At 66.6% G+C, this 15,689-nt stretch carries 21 protein-coding genes and 1 tRNA gene; 10 read left to right on the top strand and 12 right to left on the bottom strand.

What is annotated here, in order from left to right; all coding sequences use genetic code 11:
- Positions 1-40 precede the first annotated feature (40 nt).
- Positions 41-1,018 carry a PLP-dependent cysteine synthase family protein gene (locus DM818_RS01240; RefSeq protein ID WP_075936064.1) on the top strand — a complete coding sequence of 326 codons (978 nt, stop codon included), beginning with the start codon at positions 41-43 and terminating at the stop codon, positions 1,016-1,018.
- On the opposite strand, the gene DM818_RS01245 is transcribed toward DM818_RS01240, so the two are convergent.
- The 5 genes from DM818_RS01245 to cyaB all read right to left on the bottom strand — a co-directional run bounded on the left by DM818_RS01245 (position 1,015) and on the right by cyaB (position 5,064).
- The gene (locus tag DM818_RS01245; RefSeq protein ID WP_123123979.1) at positions 1,015-1,704 is read right to left on the bottom strand and encodes a hypothetical protein; all 690 of its coding nucleotides are present in this window, start codon (positions 1,702-1,704) and stop codon (positions 1,015-1,017) included. The two genes, DM818_RS01240 and DM818_RS01245, sit on opposite strands and share 4 nt — an antisense overlap.
- Positions 1,701-2,537, bottom strand: coding sequence for a hypothetical protein (locus DM818_RS01250; protein ID WP_123123978.1), 837 nt, complete (start codon positions 2,535-2,537; stop codon positions 1,701-1,703). The genes DM818_RS01245 and DM818_RS01250 overlap by 4 nt, the downstream gene beginning before the upstream one ends.
- A gap of 34 nt (positions 2,538-2,571) precedes the next feature.
- On the bottom strand, positions 2,572-3,024 hold the full coding sequence (locus DM818_RS01255) for a DUF5804 family protein (protein ID WP_075936061.1): 453 nt from the start codon (positions 3,022-3,024) through the stop codon (positions 2,572-2,574).
- Between the two features lie 196 nt (positions 3,025-3,220).
- Complete coding sequence (locus DM818_RS01260) at positions 3,221-4,453, bottom strand: methionine adenosyltransferase (RefSeq protein ID WP_123123977.1); 1,233 nt, start codon at positions 4,451-4,453, stop codon at positions 3,221-3,223.
- Between the two features lie 59 nt (positions 4,454-4,512).
- Positions 4,513-5,064, bottom strand: coding sequence for a class IV adenylate cyclase (gene cyaB, locus DM818_RS01265; RefSeq protein ID WP_123123976.1), 552 nt, complete (start codon positions 5,062-5,064; stop codon positions 4,513-4,515).
- A gap of 84 nt (positions 5,065-5,148) precedes the next feature.
- Between cyaB and DM818_RS01270 the strand changes: the two genes are divergently transcribed.
- Positions 5,149-6,069, top strand: a complete 921-nt coding sequence (locus DM818_RS01270; RefSeq protein ID WP_075936058.1) for an FKBP-type peptidyl-prolyl cis-trans isomerase — start codon at positions 5,149-5,151, stop codon at positions 6,067-6,069.
- A 45-nt stretch (positions 6,070-6,114) separates the two neighbouring features.
- Complete coding sequence (locus DM818_RS01275; RefSeq protein WP_075936057.1) at positions 6,115-6,411, top strand: HNH endonuclease; 297 nt, start codon at positions 6,115-6,117, stop codon at positions 6,409-6,411.
- Here the strand turns inward: DM818_RS01275 and DM818_RS01280 are convergent.
- Positions 6,408-7,007: a MinD/ParA family ATP-binding protein gene (locus DM818_RS01280; RefSeq protein ID WP_075936056.1), complete on the bottom strand. Its 600-nt coding sequence runs from the start codon at positions 7,005-7,007 to the stop codon at positions 6,408-6,410. The two genes, DM818_RS01275 and DM818_RS01280, sit on opposite strands and share 4 nt — an antisense overlap.
- Before the next feature lie 107 nt (positions 7,008-7,114).
- Here DM818_RS01280 and pyrB point away from each other — a divergent pair, with 107 nt between their 5' ends.
- From pyrB to DM818_RS01305, 5 genes are all read left to right on the top strand, one after another.
- The gene (gene pyrB / locus DM818_RS01285; protein ID WP_075936055.1) at positions 7,115-8,017 is read left to right on the top strand and encodes an aspartate carbamoyltransferase; all 903 of its coding nucleotides are present in this window, start codon (positions 7,115-7,117) and stop codon (positions 8,015-8,017) included.
- Positions 8,014-8,475, top strand: a complete 462-nt coding sequence (pyrI, locus tag DM818_RS01290) for an aspartate carbamoyltransferase regulatory subunit (protein WP_075936054.1) — start codon at positions 8,014-8,016, stop codon at positions 8,473-8,475. Before pyrB ends, pyrI begins: the two co-directional genes overlap by 4 nt.
- Positions 8,476-8,637: 162 nt before the next feature.
- Entirely contained in the window at positions 8,638-9,504 is an 867-nt protein-coding gene (locus DM818_RS01295; RefSeq protein WP_075936053.1) for a hypothetical protein, read from the top strand.
- A gap of 46 nt (positions 9,505-9,550) precedes the next feature.
- Positions 9,551-9,754 carry a DUF1918 domain-containing protein gene (locus tag DM818_RS01300; RefSeq protein WP_075936052.1) on the top strand — a complete coding sequence of 68 codons (204 nt, stop codon included), beginning with the start codon at positions 9,551-9,553 and terminating at the stop codon, positions 9,752-9,754.
- Between the two features lies 1 nt (position 9,755).
- On the top strand, positions 9,756-10,196 hold the full coding sequence (locus DM818_RS01305) for an RNA-binding protein (protein WP_075936051.1): 441 nt from the start codon (positions 9,756-9,758) through the stop codon (positions 10,194-10,196).
- Positions 10,197-10,199: 3 nt separating this feature from the next.
- Here the strand turns inward: DM818_RS01305 and DM818_RS01310 are convergent, their stop codons facing one another.
- From DM818_RS01310 to DM818_RS01320, 3 genes are all read right to left on the bottom strand, one after another.
- Complete coding sequence (locus DM818_RS01310; protein ID WP_153952212.1) at positions 10,200-11,798, bottom strand: BCCT family transporter; 1,599 nt, start codon at positions 11,796-11,798, stop codon at positions 10,200-10,202.
- Positions 11,799-12,047: 249 nt separating this feature from the next.
- Positions 12,048-12,132: transfer RNA gene (locus tag DM818_RS01315), tRNA-Leu, on the bottom strand.
- A gap of 33 nt (positions 12,133-12,165) precedes the next feature.
- Entirely contained in the window at positions 12,166-12,684 is a 519-nt protein-coding gene (locus DM818_RS01320) for an MOSC domain-containing protein (RefSeq protein ID WP_075936049.1), read from the bottom strand.
- A 72-nt stretch (positions 12,685-12,756) separates the two neighbouring features.
- Between DM818_RS01320 and DM818_RS01325 the strand changes: the two genes are divergently transcribed.
- Both DM818_RS01325 and DM818_RS01330 read left to right on the top strand, forming a co-directional pair.
- On the top strand, positions 12,757-13,107 hold the full coding sequence (locus DM818_RS01325; RefSeq protein WP_075936048.1) for a hypothetical protein: 351 nt from the start codon (positions 12,757-12,759) through the stop codon (positions 13,105-13,107).
- A 125-nt stretch (positions 13,108-13,232) separates the two neighbouring features.
- Positions 13,233-13,541, top strand: a complete 309-nt coding sequence (locus DM818_RS01330) for a cyclin (RefSeq protein ID WP_075936047.1) — start codon at positions 13,233-13,235, stop codon at positions 13,539-13,541.
- Here the strand turns inward: DM818_RS01330 and DM818_RS01335 are convergent, their stop codons facing one another.
- Genes DM818_RS01335 through DM818_RS01345 form a run of 3 tightly spaced genes read right to left on the bottom strand, consistent with a single transcriptional unit; the run spans position 13,542 to position 15,662 of the window.
- Positions 13,542-14,033 (bottom strand): phosphopantetheine adenylyltransferase, encoded by a 492-nt coding sequence (locus DM818_RS01335; protein ID WP_075936046.1) that lies wholly within the window; start codon positions 14,031-14,033, stop codon positions 13,542-13,544.
- Positions 14,034-14,080: 47 nt separating this feature from the next.
- The gene (locus DM818_RS01340) at positions 14,081-14,536 is read right to left on the bottom strand and encodes a helix-turn-helix domain-containing protein (protein WP_075936045.1); all 456 of its coding nucleotides are present in this window, start codon (positions 14,534-14,536) and stop codon (positions 14,081-14,083) included.
- 55 nt (positions 14,537-14,591) lie between these two features.
- The gene (locus tag DM818_RS01345; RefSeq protein ID WP_075936044.1) at positions 14,592-15,662 is read right to left on the bottom strand and encodes a glutamate--cysteine ligase; all 1,071 of its coding nucleotides are present in this window, start codon (positions 15,660-15,662) and stop codon (positions 14,592-14,594) included.
- Positions 15,663-15,689: the final 27 nt, after the last annotated feature.

Below are 15,689 nucleotides of genomic sequence, written 5' to 3' on the forward strand. Positions count from 1 at the left end.
GACCGTAGCCCCCTTATCCGTCGCTGGCGAACGTCGGCCAATGAATCGGAGCGTACTCGGCACGGTTGGCTCTCCGCTCGTGCAGGTGGAGTCACCCCCCGGCAGCATCGTCGCCGCGAAGGTGGAGTCGCGCAATCCGGGCGGGAGCGCGAAGGACCGTCCCGCCCTCGCCATGATTGAGGCCGCCGAGCGCGCCGGCGAAATCGAGCCCGGCGACACCATCGTCGAACCCACCTCGGGGAACACGGGCATCGGTATCGCGATGGTCGCCGCGGCGCGCGGCTACGACGCCATCATCGTGATGCCGGGGTCGAAATCCCCCGAACGCCAGCGGATTATGCGGGCCTACGGCGCGCGCCTCGACCTCGTGGACGGGGATATCTCCGACGCGAAAGACCACGCCGACGAGCTGGAGGAGACGGAAGACGCCGTCCAGCTCCGACAGTTCGAAAACGAGGCGAACCCGCGTGCCCACTACGAGACGACGGGCGAGGAGATTCTCGAGCAGGTCGACGGGCGGGAGATTGACGCGCTCGTCGCCGGCGTCGGGACGGGCGGGACGATTTCCGGGGTCGGACGGCGACTCCGCGAGGAGCACCCGGAGATGGATATCATCGCCGTCGAACCCGAGGACAGCGCGGTGCTCTCCGGGCGCGAACCGGTCGGCGACTCGTTTCAGGGGATGGGGCCGGGGTTCGTCTCGCCGAATCTGGACCGCGACCTGCTCGACGGCGTGGAGACGGTCTCGCTGGACGCCGCCGAGGCGGAGGCGCGCCGGCTCGCCCGCGAGGAGGGGCTGCTCGTCGGTCAGTCGTCCGCGGCGTCGAATCTCGCCGCCAAGCGCGTGGCCGAGCGGCTCGCGACCGACGCGGACGTTCCGGGACCGGACACGCAGACGAATCTTCTCGACGGCGAGCCGGAAGCTCCCGAGCGTGAGTTACCCGCGGACGCGCCGCTCATCGTCACGGTGTACTGGGACTCCGGCGAACGGTACATGTCCACGGGGATGTTCGACTAGCGGCGGGCCAGCGCGCGAACGACCAGCTGGAGGATGTGGACGAAGACACCGGCGACGGCGACGTAGAGCCCGATAGCTTGCATCGCCGTGTTCAGCCCGCGGTTCTCGCGAATCTCCCACATCTCGTAGCCGAGCCGGAAGAGGAAGCCGAGGAAGATGGCCACGAAGCCGACCAGCAACACGACGGGGATGAACGAGCCGGCGAGGATGGCGACCAGTCCGACGAGGAACGCGCCCGTCGCGATTTTGCCGTAGTGGTCGAAGTCAGTGTCCGAGCGGGCGTAGACGTAGGTGCCGATGCCGGCAGTCATCGCGACCGTGGCGGCGCCCGTGATACCGAGCGCGAGGAGTCGCACGTCGGCAGCGAGGAAGGAGAGTATCCCGCCGCCGAACAGCCCGAACCCTGCTTCCAGCAGGACGACACCCACCAGCGTGAGCGGCGTCGTGTTGTTCTTGAAGCCGCGCTCGGCGAGCAGTTCGCCGACGGTGATGACGGCTCCGTAGACGAGCGAGCCGACGATTGGCACCGCGAAGACGATGCGGTTGATGCCGGCGAGCGGGGTGAAGGCGACGGCGTACATCAGAATGACGTTCAACGCCATGAGGCCGGTCGCGCCGCCGATTGCCTGCCACTCGCGCGCCGCGAGCAGGAAGCCCTCGTTCGACTGCGTCTCGTAGCTACTCATGGAGTCGTGGAGTCGTCGGATGCCGAAAAGCGTTCGCGTCCCTCTGCAGGCGACAGGTCGAACGCGTCGTGGACGAACGCCATCGTCGCCGCGTCGAAGACGAGTCCGACCGGCGCGAGCACGGCCAGTCCGCCGACGACACCCGGAACGCCGAGATTGACGAACAGCGCGGTCGCCGGCAGCGAGATGATGGCGGTCGCGAGGAGATACCGACCGGCGTACGAGAGTGCCGGCCCGCCAGCGCTCGTGAACTGGTAGCTCCGCACGAGCGCGGTGAGGAGATCTCGGTCGTCGGCCACGACCAGGTGTAACGCGGGATAGAGGAAGTAGCCGCCGGCGAGTATCAAAACGGCGAGAACGATGAGAAACAGCGGGAAGATGAGCGTGAACACCAACGCGGCGAGCACGTAGACCAACACGAGCAGCTGGAAGCCGAACATCGGGGCGAAGTAGCGGCGGGCGTCGGCCAGAAACTGCGGCTGTTCGTCGGCGAGCGCGCGGTGTATCGTCCCGAGGTAGCCCGCGGTGAGCGCGGCCGTTGCGACCATCGAGAGCAGGGCGAAGCCGACCGCGGCGGGACCGAACTGATTGACCGCCGTCCGGACGCCGCCGGCCCCGACTTCGGCGGCGGTATCGGGGAGACTCAGGAACGCCCACCCGCCCGTGACGGGAAACGGGAACGAGAAGGAGACGCCGACGTGGAAGTCGGCGTTGCCGAGCTGGGTGAACTTCTCCGCCGAGAGGAGGGCGACGGCGAACGGGACGACCGCGAGCCACCAGACGCCATCGAGGCTGGCTCGCGCGCGAGCGAGATACGGCTGGAGGGAGACCATACCGGGTCGTGTTCGTCCGCCTACAAGTCAGTTGCTACGCGCCGAACTCGGATTCGGTCACCCGGACGCGAACCGTCTCGTCGACTTCCCGGAGGTCGTAGTCGGGGAGCTCATGGCCGGTGCGGGCGACGAACATCGGCTCGACGAGTTCGCCGTCGTCGACGCCGTACACCTTCAGATACCGGTCGGTCTCCTCGGGCGCTATCTCGTCGTCGCGGACCTGCCGCGCGAGATCGCGCGAGAGCCACTCCTCGTCGCTGACAGAGGGTTCGAGCACGAACGCGGCGTCGGCGAACCGGACGAGATACCAGTTCAGGTCGTTGAGCAGCGAGACGGCCGCGCCGAGGCTGACGGTTTCGACGGCGACGGTGTTCTCGTACGGTTCGGCGAGCGAGTAGGTCGCGAGCGCGTTGCGTGCGGTCTCGCGGGAGACGAGTTCGTAGCGGAGATTCACCTCCGGGTCGCCGACGAGACACACGCGGGTCATACTTCGAGCAACGGAGGCGACGGCAAAGCGGTTTCGTTCACTTGGTCGAGCAGTGAGTCCACAGCAAGCATACGCCGAACGAAGTGAGGCGTTTCACCGAGCCGACCGGAGGGAGGCTCGGCTGCGTTGCGGTTTTTGGTGCAGATTTTTGCAAGGAGTGGTGCGCGAAGCGCACCCGACGCAGCAAAAAGGTGCGTTAGAAGGTAGAGAGTTCGCCGTCGATGACGCGCTGGGTGATACTCGACACGTCGGCGAGTTCGCGGTCGACGACGGCCTCGACCTCCGCTTCCACGTCGGCAATCTCGACGCCCTCTTCGGTGACGAGGGCGGCGTCGGCGACGTGCGGGTCGTCGATCGGCTTGCCGATCTGTGAGAGCAGGCGAATCCGAATCTCGCGCAGCCCGTCGACCTCGGCGACGACGGCCTCAGCGATCTGGGTGGCGAGCAGATTGTAGATCTTCCCGATGTGGTTGACGGGGTTCTTGCCGGAGGTGGCCTCCATCGACATCGACCGGTTCGGGGTGATGAGCCCGTTGGCGCGGTTGCCGCGGCCGACGGAGCCGTCGTCGCCCTGCTCCGCGGAGGTGCCGGTCGTGGTGAGGAACACGGAGTTGTGGTCGTAGTCGTCGGCGGTGTTGACGTGGACGGTCACGTCGCGGTCGGTGTACTCGCCGGCGAGGTCGATGACGAACTCGCGGACGGCGGCGACGTTCTCCTTGTAGGCTTCCAGCGAGTCGACGTAGCTGTCGACCATCGCGACGGCCAGCGTCACGTCGATTTCGTCCCCCTCGCGTTTGCCCATCACCTTCACGTCCTGTCCGATGGCGGGGTGGCGCTCGCCGAAGCTGCCGTTGAGCTCGCGCTCGGCGTTGAGCACGATCTGTTCGGTTTCCGTCAGCGGGGCGTGACCGACACCGAAGGAGGTGTCGTTGGCCTTCGGAATCTGTTTGCCTTCCTCGCCGAAGACCTCCTGGAGGTCGCCCGAGCCCTCGCCGAGTTTCACGTCGACGATGACCTCGGTGCCGAAGTCGATTTCCGGGAAGTTCTCGGCGAAGTAGTCGCGGGCGGCGCGGAGCGCGATGGTCTCGGTGGGGATGGTGTGGTGGCGGACGACCTGTCCGTTCTCGTACTCGGCGTACTCCTTCGTGGCGCGACCGGTGATGAGCAGATAGATGGGTTCGACGACCTCACCGCCGCCGTAGGCGGGCGCGGAGGTGCCGGCGACCAACTGCGTCTCGTCGGTGTTGTAGTGGAGCACCTTGCCGACGCGGTCGAGATACGCGCGGGCGAGTGCCTGCGAGACGTGTTCTGCGATGCCGTCGGAGATGGAGTCCGGGTGGCCGAGCCCCTTTCGCTCGACGATCTCGGTCTCTTGGTCTTCCACCGCGCGGCCGGCGACCGGCTCGACGCGAATATTGCGGTCTGTCATTGTCTCCGATACCTCGCGGGCGGTTCTATAACTTACGGAAACACCGCAGCCACGGAAAATTACTGCTGCGTATCGGATTTCGAGAGCAACAGCCCGAGATAGGAGGTCCGGATACCCTCGTCGGGGTCGGCTCCGAGGTCGGCAAGCAGGTCGCGAGCGCGGTCGCGGGCGGCCGGTATCTCGGCTTCGGTCTCGACTTCCGTCTCGATTTCGACGAACTCCCCGAGGTCGGTGACGGCGTCGAGAGTGACGGTGTAGCCGTCGAGGGCGTAGAAGACGCGGTCCTTCTCGACGGTGGCGGCCGGTTCGAAGCCGAGCCCGTCGAGAATCCCGCGCACCGCCGTCTCGTCCGCGACGACCGTCTCGTGTTCCTCGCGGGTCTTCGACTCCGCATCGAGCAGCGGTCCCTTGTAGGTGAGTTTCGCGACCGACTCGTCGTCGTCGCGTTCGACGCGGACCCGGACGGCCTCGTCGGTCTCGGCGAAGTCGCGGTGGGGTGCATCGTAGTAGGTGTCGGTTTGGGTGACGGACCGGACGCGGGTCGCGCGGGCGTCGAGTCGCTCGCGGAGGGGGTCGTGGTCGGCGCGGAGTTTGAGTTCGACCTCGTACACAAGGCGGTGTGAGCGGGCGAGACGCAAAAACGCGCCGACGGGCGAAACGTGATTGTTAAGGGTGCGACGTGAGTTTCGTGTGGTATGAGTGAGGAAGCCGACGAGACCGAGGAGACGGAGACGACCGGACTGCAGGACGGCGACTTCGTCCGTATCGCTTACACCGCCCGCACGACCGAGGGCGGCCAGCTCGTCGACACGACCGACGAGGAGGTCGCAGAGGAGGAAGGCGTCGCCGACCAAGGCGAGTTCGAGCCGCGCGTCATCGCGCTGGGCGAACAGCATCTCTTCCCGACCGTCGAGGAGGACATCATCGGGAAGGAAGCCGGCGACTCCGGCTCCGTCACCGTCAGCGCAGAGAACGCCTTTGGCGAGTACGACGAGAGCGAGGTCCGCACCGTCTCTGCGGACAAGATTCCGGAAGACTCCATGCGTCCTGGCGCACAGGTTGAGATCGACGGCGACCAGGGGTATCTCGAGACCATCGTCGGCGGCCGCGCACGCGTCGACTTCAATCACCCGCTGGCCGGCGAGTCCGTCGAGTACGAGTACGAGCTCCTCGAAGAGGTCGAGGACACGCTCGAACAGGCGAAGGGGCTGTTCAGCATGTTCCTCGACGTCGACCTCGAGATGCGACTCGAAGAGGAGGAAGTCGAGGAGACGAGCGTCGAGGAGCCAGAGGACGACGAGGGCGAGCCGGAGACCGTCACCGAGACGGTCCAGAAGACGACGCTGTACATCGAGTCCACGCCGCAGCTGGCCATGAACCAGCAGTGGATGTTCCAGAAACAGCAGATCGGCCAGCAGGTCATCGACCAGACCGGCATCGACCGCATCATCATCGAGGAGGTCATCGACGGCTCCGGTATGGGCATGGGTGGCATGATGGGCGGCATGGGCGGTATGGGCGGCATGGGTGGCGGCGCAGAGGATGCCGACATTGAGGAGGCGCTCGAAGACGCCGACATCGACGCCGACGAACTCGCCGCAGAGATCGAAGAGTAACGGTCAGACGCGCGATTTTACTGTTTTCACCCCCTCCGTACAGCCATGTCCGACGAGTCGGAGCCGTGTGCGTTGTGCGGTCGCTACGGCGACGCGCTCCCGATGGAGCGTCACCACCTCGTCCCCGAACACCGCGAGGAGTCGCCCGTCGTGCTGGTCTGTTCGCCGTGTCACGACCAACTCCACGCGCTGTTCACGAACGAGGAACTCATCGAGGAGTACCACACCGCAGAAAAGCTGCGTGGGGCCGACCGGATGGCGTCGTATCTCGGTTGGATTCGCACGACGAACAAGACGAGTATCGACGTGCGAACGAGCAACGACGTGCGACAGCGGCGCTAAACGAGCCGCCGCCACAGCCGGTCGTACGCCCGACGGGCGCGTCGCCACGCCGGCCGAGCTGCGGCTTGAATTGTCGCCGTCACCGCGGGCCGAAGGCGCGTCGCTGGCCCCGACTCCTCGGCTCGGGTCACGACCGTCGCAATCGGCGGCGCGTCGAGCCGACGCGCCATCGTATCCGTCTGCTCGGCCGCGCGAACGCCGCGTTCGGTCGCCGTCGTCGCGAGGACGGTCCGGCTGGCGAACCGGAGCGGTCGCGTCGCGTCCGGGCCGGCCCCCGCGGGGCAGTCGATGAACACCGGTCGCGTGCTCTGGGCCAGCCGCGCGAGCGCGGATTCGTAGTCAGCCGTCGGCGTCTCGTAGCTCGCTCCGACGACGGTGATACCGTCAGTCGCATCGCCGGCCTCGGAGAGCGAACCGCCGGCCGCGAGCGTCTCGACGCCGCCGGTGTCGACGCCGGCCCGGCGCGCGAGGTCCGGACAGTCGCGGTTCGCGTCGACCACCACCGGCGCGTAGCCGACCCGAGCGGCGGCAGCGGCGAGCCCGAGGGCGGTCGTCGTCCGTCCGACACCGCCCTTTCCGCCGGCGACTGCGAGCACACCGGGCGTGCGTCGTCATCGGATAAAAACGTCGACCGCACCCGACCACCGGACGAGAGAGCCGCGTGCCGAAAGCTTGGTAGTGCTCGCAGTCGCGGAGACACATAGTGCGCCACGACCACCTCATCGGCGCGAAACAGCTCTCGCGGGCGGACATCGAATCGGTGCTCGACCGGGCCGCCGAGTTCGACGCCGACCCGACCGCCTTCGCCGACGCGCACCCCGATGCGCTGTTGGCGCTCTGTTTCTTCGAGCCGAGTACCCGAACGAAGATGAGCTTCGAAACCGCCATCAAGCGGCTCGGCGGCGACACCGTCGACATGGGGACCGTCGAGTCGTCGTCGGTCAAGAAGGGCGAGTCGCTCGCCGACACGATGCGCGTCGTCGAAGGATACGCCGACGGCATCGTCCTCCGCCACCCGAGCGAGGGGGCGGCTCGCCTCGCCGCCGAGTTCGTCGACGTGCCCGTCGTCAACGCCGGGGACGGTGCCGGCCAACACCCCTCACAGACCTTACTCGACCTCTACACCATCCGGGAGAACGCCGGGCTGGACGACCTGACGGTCGGCGTGATGGGCGACCTGAAGTACGGCCGCACGGTCCACTCGCTTGCCGGCGCGTTGACGAACTTCGACGCCCGGATGCACTTCATCAGTCCCGATTCGCTCCGGCTCCCCCGGAACGTCCGATTCGACCTCCACGAGTCGGGCGCAGTGGTGAAAGAACACACCGACCTCGACGCCGTGCTCGAAGAGTTGGACGTGTTGTACGTCACGCGCATCCAGCGTGAACGCTTCCCCGACGAGAGCGAGTACCGCGCCGTCGCCGGCGAGTACCGCATCGACGCCGAGACGCTCAACGACGCGCGCGACGACCTGACGGTGATGCACCCGTTACCCCGCGTCGACGAAATCGCGCCGGATATCGACGACACCGACCACGCCCGCTACTTCGAACAGGCCCACAACGGCGTCCCGGTCCGGATGGCGCTGCTCGATTCCATGCTATGACAGACACCGAACTCCGCGTCTCCAAGATTCAAGACGGCACCGTCATCGACCACATCCCCGGCGGCACCGCGCTCCACGTGCTCGCCGTCCTCGGCATCGACGGCTCCGGCGGCGAGGAGGTCTCCGTCGGGATGAACGTCCCCTCCGACCGGCTCGGCCGGAAGGATATCGTCAAGGTCGAAGACCGGGAGCTGAGTGCCGACGAGGTGGACGTGCTCTCGCTCATCGCCCCGCAGGCGAGTATCAACATCATCCGCGACTACGAGGTGTCCGAGAAGTCGCGCGTCTCCCGGCCCACGGAGGTCGTCGGCGTCCTCTCGTGTCCGAACGTGAACTGCATCACCACCGGCGACGAACCGGTCGATTCGGTGTTCGACGTGCTCGACGACGGTGTCCGGTGTCGCTACTGCGACACCATCGTGCGCGACGACGTGGCGTCGCTCATCGAGAGTACGTAGACCAGAAAGAATTTTACGCGCGACTGCGAGCAATCTAATGATGTCGAAGAAACTACTCGTCGCCGCCGTCGCACTGGTCGCCGTCGTCGCGCTCGTCGCGCGTCGGTAACAACCACCCCTTCTTTCGAACGACTTACCCCCGAGCGTCGGCTACCGCGGAGCATGTACGGGGTCGTCACGCGGAATCCGGAAGACATCGAGTATCCGGAGTTCGAGCGGAACTTCTTCGAGGTGAAAGACGTGTCCGGGCGGTCGAACGAGCCGCTCGAAGACGCGGTCAGCATGATTTCCTGTTTCGGCGACAACGCGGCCGGGAGCGAGAACGACGAGCTCGTGCCCGTCAACCCGGAGGGCCAGGAGGCGACCCGCGACCGCCAGTTCTTCGACTGGGCGTACGTCTGTCCGACCCACGAGGGGTACCGCGAGGGGCTGCTCGAAATCATCGAGGATTGCGCCGAGGTGAACGCCGACGTGCGACTCGACGACGTGGGGTTTCCCCGCCAGGAGTACTGCTACTGCGACCGGTGTAACGCCCGCTTCGAGGAGTGGGTAGAGAGTAGACACGAGGCGGGCGAGGGCCCACCGCCCGAGGAGACGACCGTCGACGACCGCTACGAGTGGCGCAGCGAGGTCATCACCGAGTTCGTCCGGGAGGCCACCGACCGGATTCCCGGTCGGACCTACTTCACGCTGTATCCGGACCCCTACGGCGACCATCTCTACGAGCGCGCCGGGCTGGATTTGGACGCGCTCGAACCGCTCGTCGACGAGTTCGTGGTTCCGCTGTACGACACCCACTACGGGACGACCTACTGGCTGGAGACCATCGCATCGGGCTTTCGCGACCGACTGGACACGCCGATGTCGGTCGAGCTGTACGCGGTCGACGTGGACATCGACAATCTCCTGCACGCCGTCGAGGTGGCGGAAGCGTACAGCGAGAGCGTCCTCTTCGGCTACGACGCCTCGAACGCGCGGGCCGCGCTCCGGCGACAGGAGGCCGAGACGCAGGAGGGCGTGGAGTGGTAATCCGACGAAACGACGCGCTTTTTGCTCGTTCGCTGGAATCGCGGGTATGAGCTTCGAAGAGGACGACGAGGTCGTGCTGCACGACGAGCACAGCGAACACGACGGCGAGGTCGGCATCGTCCAGAGCGTCTCCGAGACGATGTTCGGCGACGAACAGTACGTCATCTCCTTCGAGGACGGCCAGGAGGCCGGCATCGCGGCCGACTCTCTGACCGCCGCCGAGGAGAACAGCGAGGACGACGAGGAGTAACGTGGCGTCGGTCCCGTTCCACTACGTCGACCTCCGGGCGTTCTGTTACGTCACGGAAGACAGAAAGCGCGTCGCGGACGCGCTCCGGACGTTCATCCCCGACGACGACGAGTTGGAACTGGACTACGCCGAGACGGAGGGGTTCAACGGCGACCGCATCCTCGTGGTCTCCATCCGGCTGGAGCGCGCAGACGAGATGCGCCACGTGTTGTCGAAACTCACCGAACTGGACGACATCGACACCGTCGTCAGGGAACTCGACCACCGCGTCGACGAGGACTGCACCTTCTTCCTGACGCTGGACAAGCAGGCCGCGTTCCGCGGTGACGTCGTACGGGGCGACGGGATTACCCTCCGCGCGAAGGTGGAGGCGTATCCGGCGAAGAAGGAACACGCCGTCGAGAACGTCGCCGAGACGCTCGCCTCGCTGCGCGGCGACTAACCGTCAGTCGTCGTCGGCCGGCCGCTCGGTCGGCTGTGGTCCCGCTTTCTCCTGGGTGAACACCGCCGCGCCGTACCGCGAGGAGAGCCGCCAGAGGAAGCTGCCGAAGGCGGCCACACAGACGAACGCGAACGGTGCGCCCGTGATGATGACCGACGAGCGGAGCGCGTCCGCGCCGCCCAGCACGACGAGAGTCGAGGCGATGATTCCCTGCAGGATGCCCCAAAAGAGTCGGTTGACGCGGCTCGGCGACGCCTCGCCGCCGGTGGTCAACATCGCCACGGCCAGCGTCGACGAGTCGGCCGAGGTGGCGAAGAAGGTCACTACGAGCACGAAGAAGCCGACGCTCCAAACTGCACCGAGGGGAAGCGCGCCGAAGAGCGCGTAGCCGGCGACCCCATTGCCGTACTCGGAGATCGCGCCGATGATGTCGGCCGCGCCGGCCTGCTGGAGCAGCATCGACGTGCCGCCGATGACGGTGAACCAGACGACGGAGACGGCGGACATGCTCACGAAGCCCGTGAACAACACCTGTCGAATCGTCCGGCCGCGGGAGATGCGCGCGAGGAACAGCCCGACGAACGGTGCCCACGCGAGATACCACGCCCAGTAGAACACCGTCCAGTAGGAACTCCACGACGCGCCGCCCTCGACGCCGTTCCCGGTAAAGAGGCTCATCGCGAAGAACTCCGAGAGGTAGGTCCCGACCGCCGCCGTCCCGAGGTTGAGAATCTCGAGCGTCGGACCGAGGAGGAACGTCACCGACAACAGTCCCATCATCAACGCGAGATTGAAATCCGAGAGCCGGCGAATCCCGCGGTCGACGCCGGCCAGCAGCGAAATCGTGAACACCGTCGTGATGCCGACGACGGCGAGGAGCGTCTCGACGCTGCCGAACTCGACGCCGGTGAGGTACGTCACCCCGGTGAGCAGTTGGGTCGCGATGAAGCCGAGCCCGGTCGCGATACCCCCGAGCGTAGCGATGACCGCCAGCGTGTCGACCGTCCGCCCGACGACGCCGTCCAGATTCTCACGTCCGAGTATGGGAATCAGCGCCGTCGACACGCGGAACGGTGCGCCCCGATTGTAGACGTAGTACGCGACGGGAATCCCGACGGCGAGATACGCCCCCCACGCCGACAGCCCGTAGTGGAAGAGGCTGTACGCGAGGGCCGGAATCATCGCCGCGTCGGTCTGTGGTGCCGTCTCGGCGAACAGCGGCGGCACCGTCTGGAAATGCGTAATCGACTCCGACGGGCCGAAGAAGACGACGCCGGCGGAGAGTCCGGCGGAGAAGAACATCGCGAGATACGAGAACTGTCCGTACTCTGGGTCGCCGTCCCCGAGTTTGATGTTCCCGTACGGACTGACCATCAGGTACGCACCGATAGCGACCAACAGCAGGACGCTCCCGAGATACAGCCACGCGAGGTTCTGCCCGACGACGGTAAACGCCCGATTGATACCCGTCTGCACGAGACTCGTCCGGAGACCGGCGAGTGCCACGAACGCGAGTGTCACCACCAACCCCCCGACGAACGGCACGGGGTCGATTTCCGTGAGGAACCGCGCGATGGGTCCCTCGTCGCTCTCCTGACTCATAGCAGTCGCATACGACACACAACGGTCGCGATTCGGAAATATTGTGTGCGAGAACGGGCGACATACCGGCGCAGTCGGGTGTTTCGTGTCGCATCGGCGAGTACAGAATTTCGGTGACGGCGTCGTCCCCCTCGTCACTCCGTTCCTCAGTGCGTGGGACCGGATTCGAACCGGAGTCGCTCGCGTCGCTCGCGACAGGGTTCAGAATCCGTGGCACAGACACAACTCTCACGGTCGTTCGAGTCGGTATGCGTGGGACCGGATTCGAACCGGCGGACCTCTACAGGACAGCGTCCTAAGCGCTGCGCCGTTGGCCTAGCTTGGCTACCCACGCGCGTCCCGAAATCCGCCGACGCGAACCAAGAAGCTAACGTTGTGACTCGCGGTCGCGAATCGCCGCCGCCAACCCCTCGCCGTCGAAGGCGGTGTCTTCCAGATACTCGATGGCGTCGCCGACGCCGAACGGTCCCGGTTCGACTACGTCCGCACAGATACCCCCGCGGTCCCGGAGCGCGTCCATCAGTCCGTCGAGTTCGGCGACCGCCTCGACGTGGCGACACGGCGGGCGCGGCCGCGTCCCCTCGAACACCGCCTCGCCGACGCGAAAGCGGGCGTCGAGGAGGTCGGACAGGTCCACGTCACGGGTGACGACGTTGCGGCGGTGTTGGCCCTCCGAGAGGTCGAGGCCGACCTCCTCGCGGATGCGGTCGAGGGCCTCGCCGGCGACGAAGGTCACCGCACACACGTCGAACGGGGAGTAGTAGCCCGTTCCGCGCTGATACCGGTCGCCGGCGAGTCCACCGTCGACGGCTTCGATTCGTTCGACGGAGTCCATCGGCGCACTCCCCTCGGCTGTCGTCCAAATCTGCGTGACGCGTCCGGCCATACGGTAGTTCAGTACGCGAGCGGCAAAGCAGTAGCCCCGAAGACACTTGTCGGTGGTCGCACAGGCACGGATATGCCCTCCCGACGTGCGGTGTTAGCGACGACGGCCGCAGCGGTCGCAGCCACGGGTGGCTGTCTCTACGACCACCCCGACCCGGAGCCGACGCCGAACCCGAGTTGCGACCACGCGAGCGTGAGCGACCTCCGAATCGACCGGACGGAGACGGAGTCGGGCGAACGACGGTACGCGGTCGTCGAGGTGGCCGTGACGGAGCTACCGGCACCGGCGCTCGTCGCGGAAATCACTACGTGCGACGGGAGCGAGCGGCTGCGCCGGTCGCTGTCCGAGACCGGAACACAGGAGTTCAGGTTCGGCCCGTACGAGTGTCTCGACGGCATCACGCCGCAGTTTGCCGACTGCTGAGTTGAACTCCGGTACATCCCCGTTCCGACTGCCGGAGACTCGAAAGCAGACGGGAACGCGCGTCTCGTCGGGCACGCCCCCTCAACCGTGGGAAAATTGAAGCCGCTCGGTGCCCGACTCGCGGTATGTACCGCGCGAGCGACGAGGTGGACAACGAGGCGTGGCTCGCCGACCTCGAACGCGCCTGCGACCGGCTCGACCTCCCGAGCGAGACGCGCTCGCGGGCCGCGGATTTGTTCTTATCGACGGTGCCGGACGGCGACCGGTCGAAGCAGCCGGCGCTCGCGGCGGCGCTTTACGTTGCGACGCTCGCCACCGGCGAACGCCGGTCACAGGGTGAGGTGGCCGACGCCGTCGGCGTCTCGCGGCTCTCGGTCCAACAGCGCTGGAAGTCGCTGATGGAGTCTGCGGGGCTGGAGCCGCCGAGTTGGTAGCTACTCGCGTGTCGCCTCGCGCCCGTCGCGGTCGGGTGTGAGGTTGCCGTGCGCGTCGATTTCTCCGTTGACGATGCGCGTCGAGGAGATGATACCGCCGTCCTCTGCGGTGACGTGGTCGACGACCTCGATGTCGAGCGGGTCGAGTCCCTTCTCGCGGCGAATCTCGTTGATCGTCTCGCCGCCGTCTTCGGTTTCGGGCGAGACGATGAGCACGTCGAAGCCGGGTTCGGTGGCGATACCGGTCGGCTCCGTGAGTTCGCGAATCTCGAACTCGCGGTCGTGTTCGGTCGCGAGGTCGGAAAGCGCGGCCGCGAGGTCGGCTTTTCGCTCGTCGAACGGGCGGACGTAGCGCTCTTCGTTGCGCGTCTTGGGCGCGAGCGAGTCGCTCGTCAGCCCGACGGTCACGTCGCCAAGCTCGAAGGCGCGAGCAAAGAGTGCGCGGTGGCCGTCGTGGACCGGGTCGAACGTCCCCCCGAGCGCGACCTGCATATCCGGTCCAGAGCGGCCCCCGGTAAAGCCGTTCCGCTCGGCTCCCGTCAGTCGTCGTCGCTGACGGAAATCGAGACGGGCCCGTCCCCGCGGCGGTCGCGCTCGCGGGCGTCGTCACCGAGCACGGCGTCGAGTTCGAACACCGTGTTCAGCTCCGCCTGCACGTCGTCGACGATGTCGGCCACGAGTTCGCTGGGTGCGATGGTCTCGTACTCGTAGGGGTTGTTGCCGGCCCCCGCCGCGGAGCGCTTTTCTCGCAACACGATACCTTCCTGGTGGAGTGCGGCCAGCGACTCGCGGACCGTGCTCGGATACAGCCCGGTCCCCTCGGCGATTTCCTCGCTCGTCGCCGGGGCGTGTGTCCGGAGATACACGTAGATGCGCGCTCGCGTCTCCGTGTCGAGCACCCACGCGAGTAAATCGAGGATGCGGTCGTCGAGCCCCTCTGTCGCCGCCAGTCGTTGTCGCGGCTCCCCACCCGTCTCGGAGTCGTCAGAGCTCATCGTTCGGTCGATGGTGAGGGGTTTCGAAGGAAAAAACGCCACGCTCAGCGTACCCTCACAGTGTCAGCGACGCACACAGTTCATCGAGACTCTCCTCGCGGAGTCGCCGCTGCTCGCTCGCGCCCGACTCCGCGTCGTACAGCTCCTTGATGCCGGTGACGCCGAGTCGTTCTGCCTCCCGGTCGACGAGTTCGCCGAGCGGGACCGACCGCTCGAACTCGCGGTCCAACAGTTCGGCGTCGTGGCCGTGGCGGAGCGCGCGCCACTTGTTCTCGTCTAACGGCTCGCGCCGGTGGCGGTACCCCGACTCGCCGTCGTCGTAGCGGGCCGCGAGGTCCTCGACCAGCGCCTTCGTGTACTCCACGAACGCGAGGACGCGTGCGGGGTCGGATTGGCCGTCCGGCGTTCGCACCTCCACCGTGCCGTGGCCCGAGTGGGGCCGCACGTCGTACCACAGCTCCCCGCGGTCGTTGATACTCCCCGTCTCCACCATCGTGCGCTCGAAGTCGGCGTACGCCTCGAAATCCCGGAACGTCGTCGGCATCCCCGTGTTCGGCAGGTTCTCGAAGATTTTCGCGCGTGCCGAGGATAATCCCGTGTCGAAGCCGTTCCAGAACGGCGAGTTCGCGGAGAGTGCCAACATCACGGGCAGCGCCCACCGAATCTCGTTTGCGATCCACGTCGCCTTGTCGGCGTCGTCCACCCCGACGTGGACGTGGAGTCCGGCCGTCGTGTTCCGGTGTTGCGGGTACTGGATGCGGTCGAGCTGGGCGCGGTAGCGCGGCTTCGAGGCGTGTTCGAGTTCCCGCCACTTCGCCAGCGGATGCAGGCCGGCGGCCGCGATCTGGTAGCCGTGCGCCTCGGCGTGTGCGACGAGCGCGGCCCGGACCTCGCGCACCTGTTCGCGCGCCTCAGCGAGCGACTCACACCGGGGCGTCTGTATCTCGATAACAGATTTGAACAGTTCGTGGTCGAGTTTCCCCTCCAGCGTCGCGGGCGGGTCGGAGCCGTACACGAGCGTGTCGGTGCCGGCGGTGGGGCGACCGTCCTCGTCGACGACGAAGAACTCCTCCTCGACACCGAGCGTGCCCATCCGGTCGAATGCGTCCGCCGACCCCAGTTCCATCGCCCGAGAATCTGCCCCCCGCGGGTA

The organism is Halosegnis longus, from assembly GCF_009663395.1.
Lineage (GTDB): Archaea > Halobacteriota > Halobacteria > Halobacteriales > Haloarculaceae > Halosegnis > Halosegnis longus.

What these genes read in the sequence shown, in the direction of transcription:
- DM818_RS01295 (WP_075936053.1), top strand. Translation starts at nt 8,638, where the DNA reads ATGTACGGGGTCGTCACGCGGAATCCGGAAGACATCGAGTATCCGGAG.
- DM818_RS01245 (WP_123123979.1), bottom strand. Translation starts at nt 1,704, where the DNA reads ATGAGTAGCTACGAGACGCAGTCGAACGAGGGCTTCCTGCTCGCGGCG.
- DM818_RS01340 (WP_075936045.1), bottom strand. Translation starts at nt 14,536, where the DNA reads ATGAGCTCTGACGACTCCGAGACGGGTGGGGAGCCGCGACAACGACTG.
- DM818_RS01345 (WP_075936044.1), bottom strand. Translation starts at nt 15,662, where the DNA reads ATGGAACTGGGGTCGGCGGACGCATTCGACCGGATGGGCACGCTCGGT.
- DM818_RS01270 (WP_075936058.1), top strand. Translation starts at nt 5,149, where the DNA reads ATGAGTGAGGAAGCCGACGAGACCGAGGAGACGGAGACGACCGGACTG.
- DM818_RS01250 (WP_123123978.1), bottom strand. Translation starts at nt 2,537, where the DNA reads ATGGTCTCCCTCCAGCCGTATCTCGCTCGCGCGCGAGCCAGCCTCGAT.
- DM818_RS01320 (WP_075936049.1), bottom strand. Translation starts at nt 12,684, where the DNA reads ATGGCCGGACGCGTCACGCAGATTTGGACGACAGCCGAGGGGAGTGCG.
- DM818_RS01335 (WP_075936046.1), bottom strand. Translation starts at nt 14,033, where the DNA reads ATGCAGGTCGCGCTCGGGGGGACGTTCGACCCGGTCCACGACGGCCAC.
- DM818_RS01255 (WP_075936061.1), bottom strand. Translation starts at nt 3,024, where the DNA reads ATGACCCGCGTGTGTCTCGTCGGCGACCCGGAGGTGAATCTCCGCTAC.
- DM818_RS01330 (WP_075936047.1), top strand. Translation starts at nt 13,233, where the DNA reads ATGTACCGCGCGAGCGACGAGGTGGACAACGAGGCGTGGCTCGCCGAC.
- DM818_RS01275 (WP_075936057.1), top strand. Translation starts at nt 6,115, where the DNA reads ATGTCCGACGAGTCGGAGCCGTGTGCGTTGTGCGGTCGCTACGGCGAC.
- DM818_RS01310 (WP_153952212.1), bottom strand. Translation starts at nt 11,798, where the DNA reads ATGAGTCAGGAGAGCGACGAGGGACCCATCGCGCGGTTCCTCACGGAA.
- DM818_RS01300 (WP_075936052.1), top strand. Translation starts at nt 9,551, where the DNA reads ATGAGCTTCGAAGAGGACGACGAGGTCGTGCTGCACGACGAGCACAGC.
- DM818_RS01325 (WP_075936048.1), top strand. Translation starts at nt 12,757, where the DNA reads ATGCCCTCCCGACGTGCGGTGTTAGCGACGACGGCCGCAGCGGTCGCA.
- pyrI (WP_075936054.1), top strand. Translation starts at nt 8,014, where the DNA reads ATGACAGACACCGAACTCCGCGTCTCCAAGATTCAAGACGGCACCGTC.
- DM818_RS01240 (WP_075936064.1), top strand. Translation starts at nt 41, where the DNA reads ATGAATCGGAGCGTACTCGGCACGGTTGGCTCTCCGCTCGTGCAGGTG.
- DM818_RS01260 (WP_123123977.1), bottom strand. Translation starts at nt 4,453, where the DNA reads ATGACAGACCGCAATATTCGCGTCGAGCCGGTCGCCGGCCGCGCGGTG.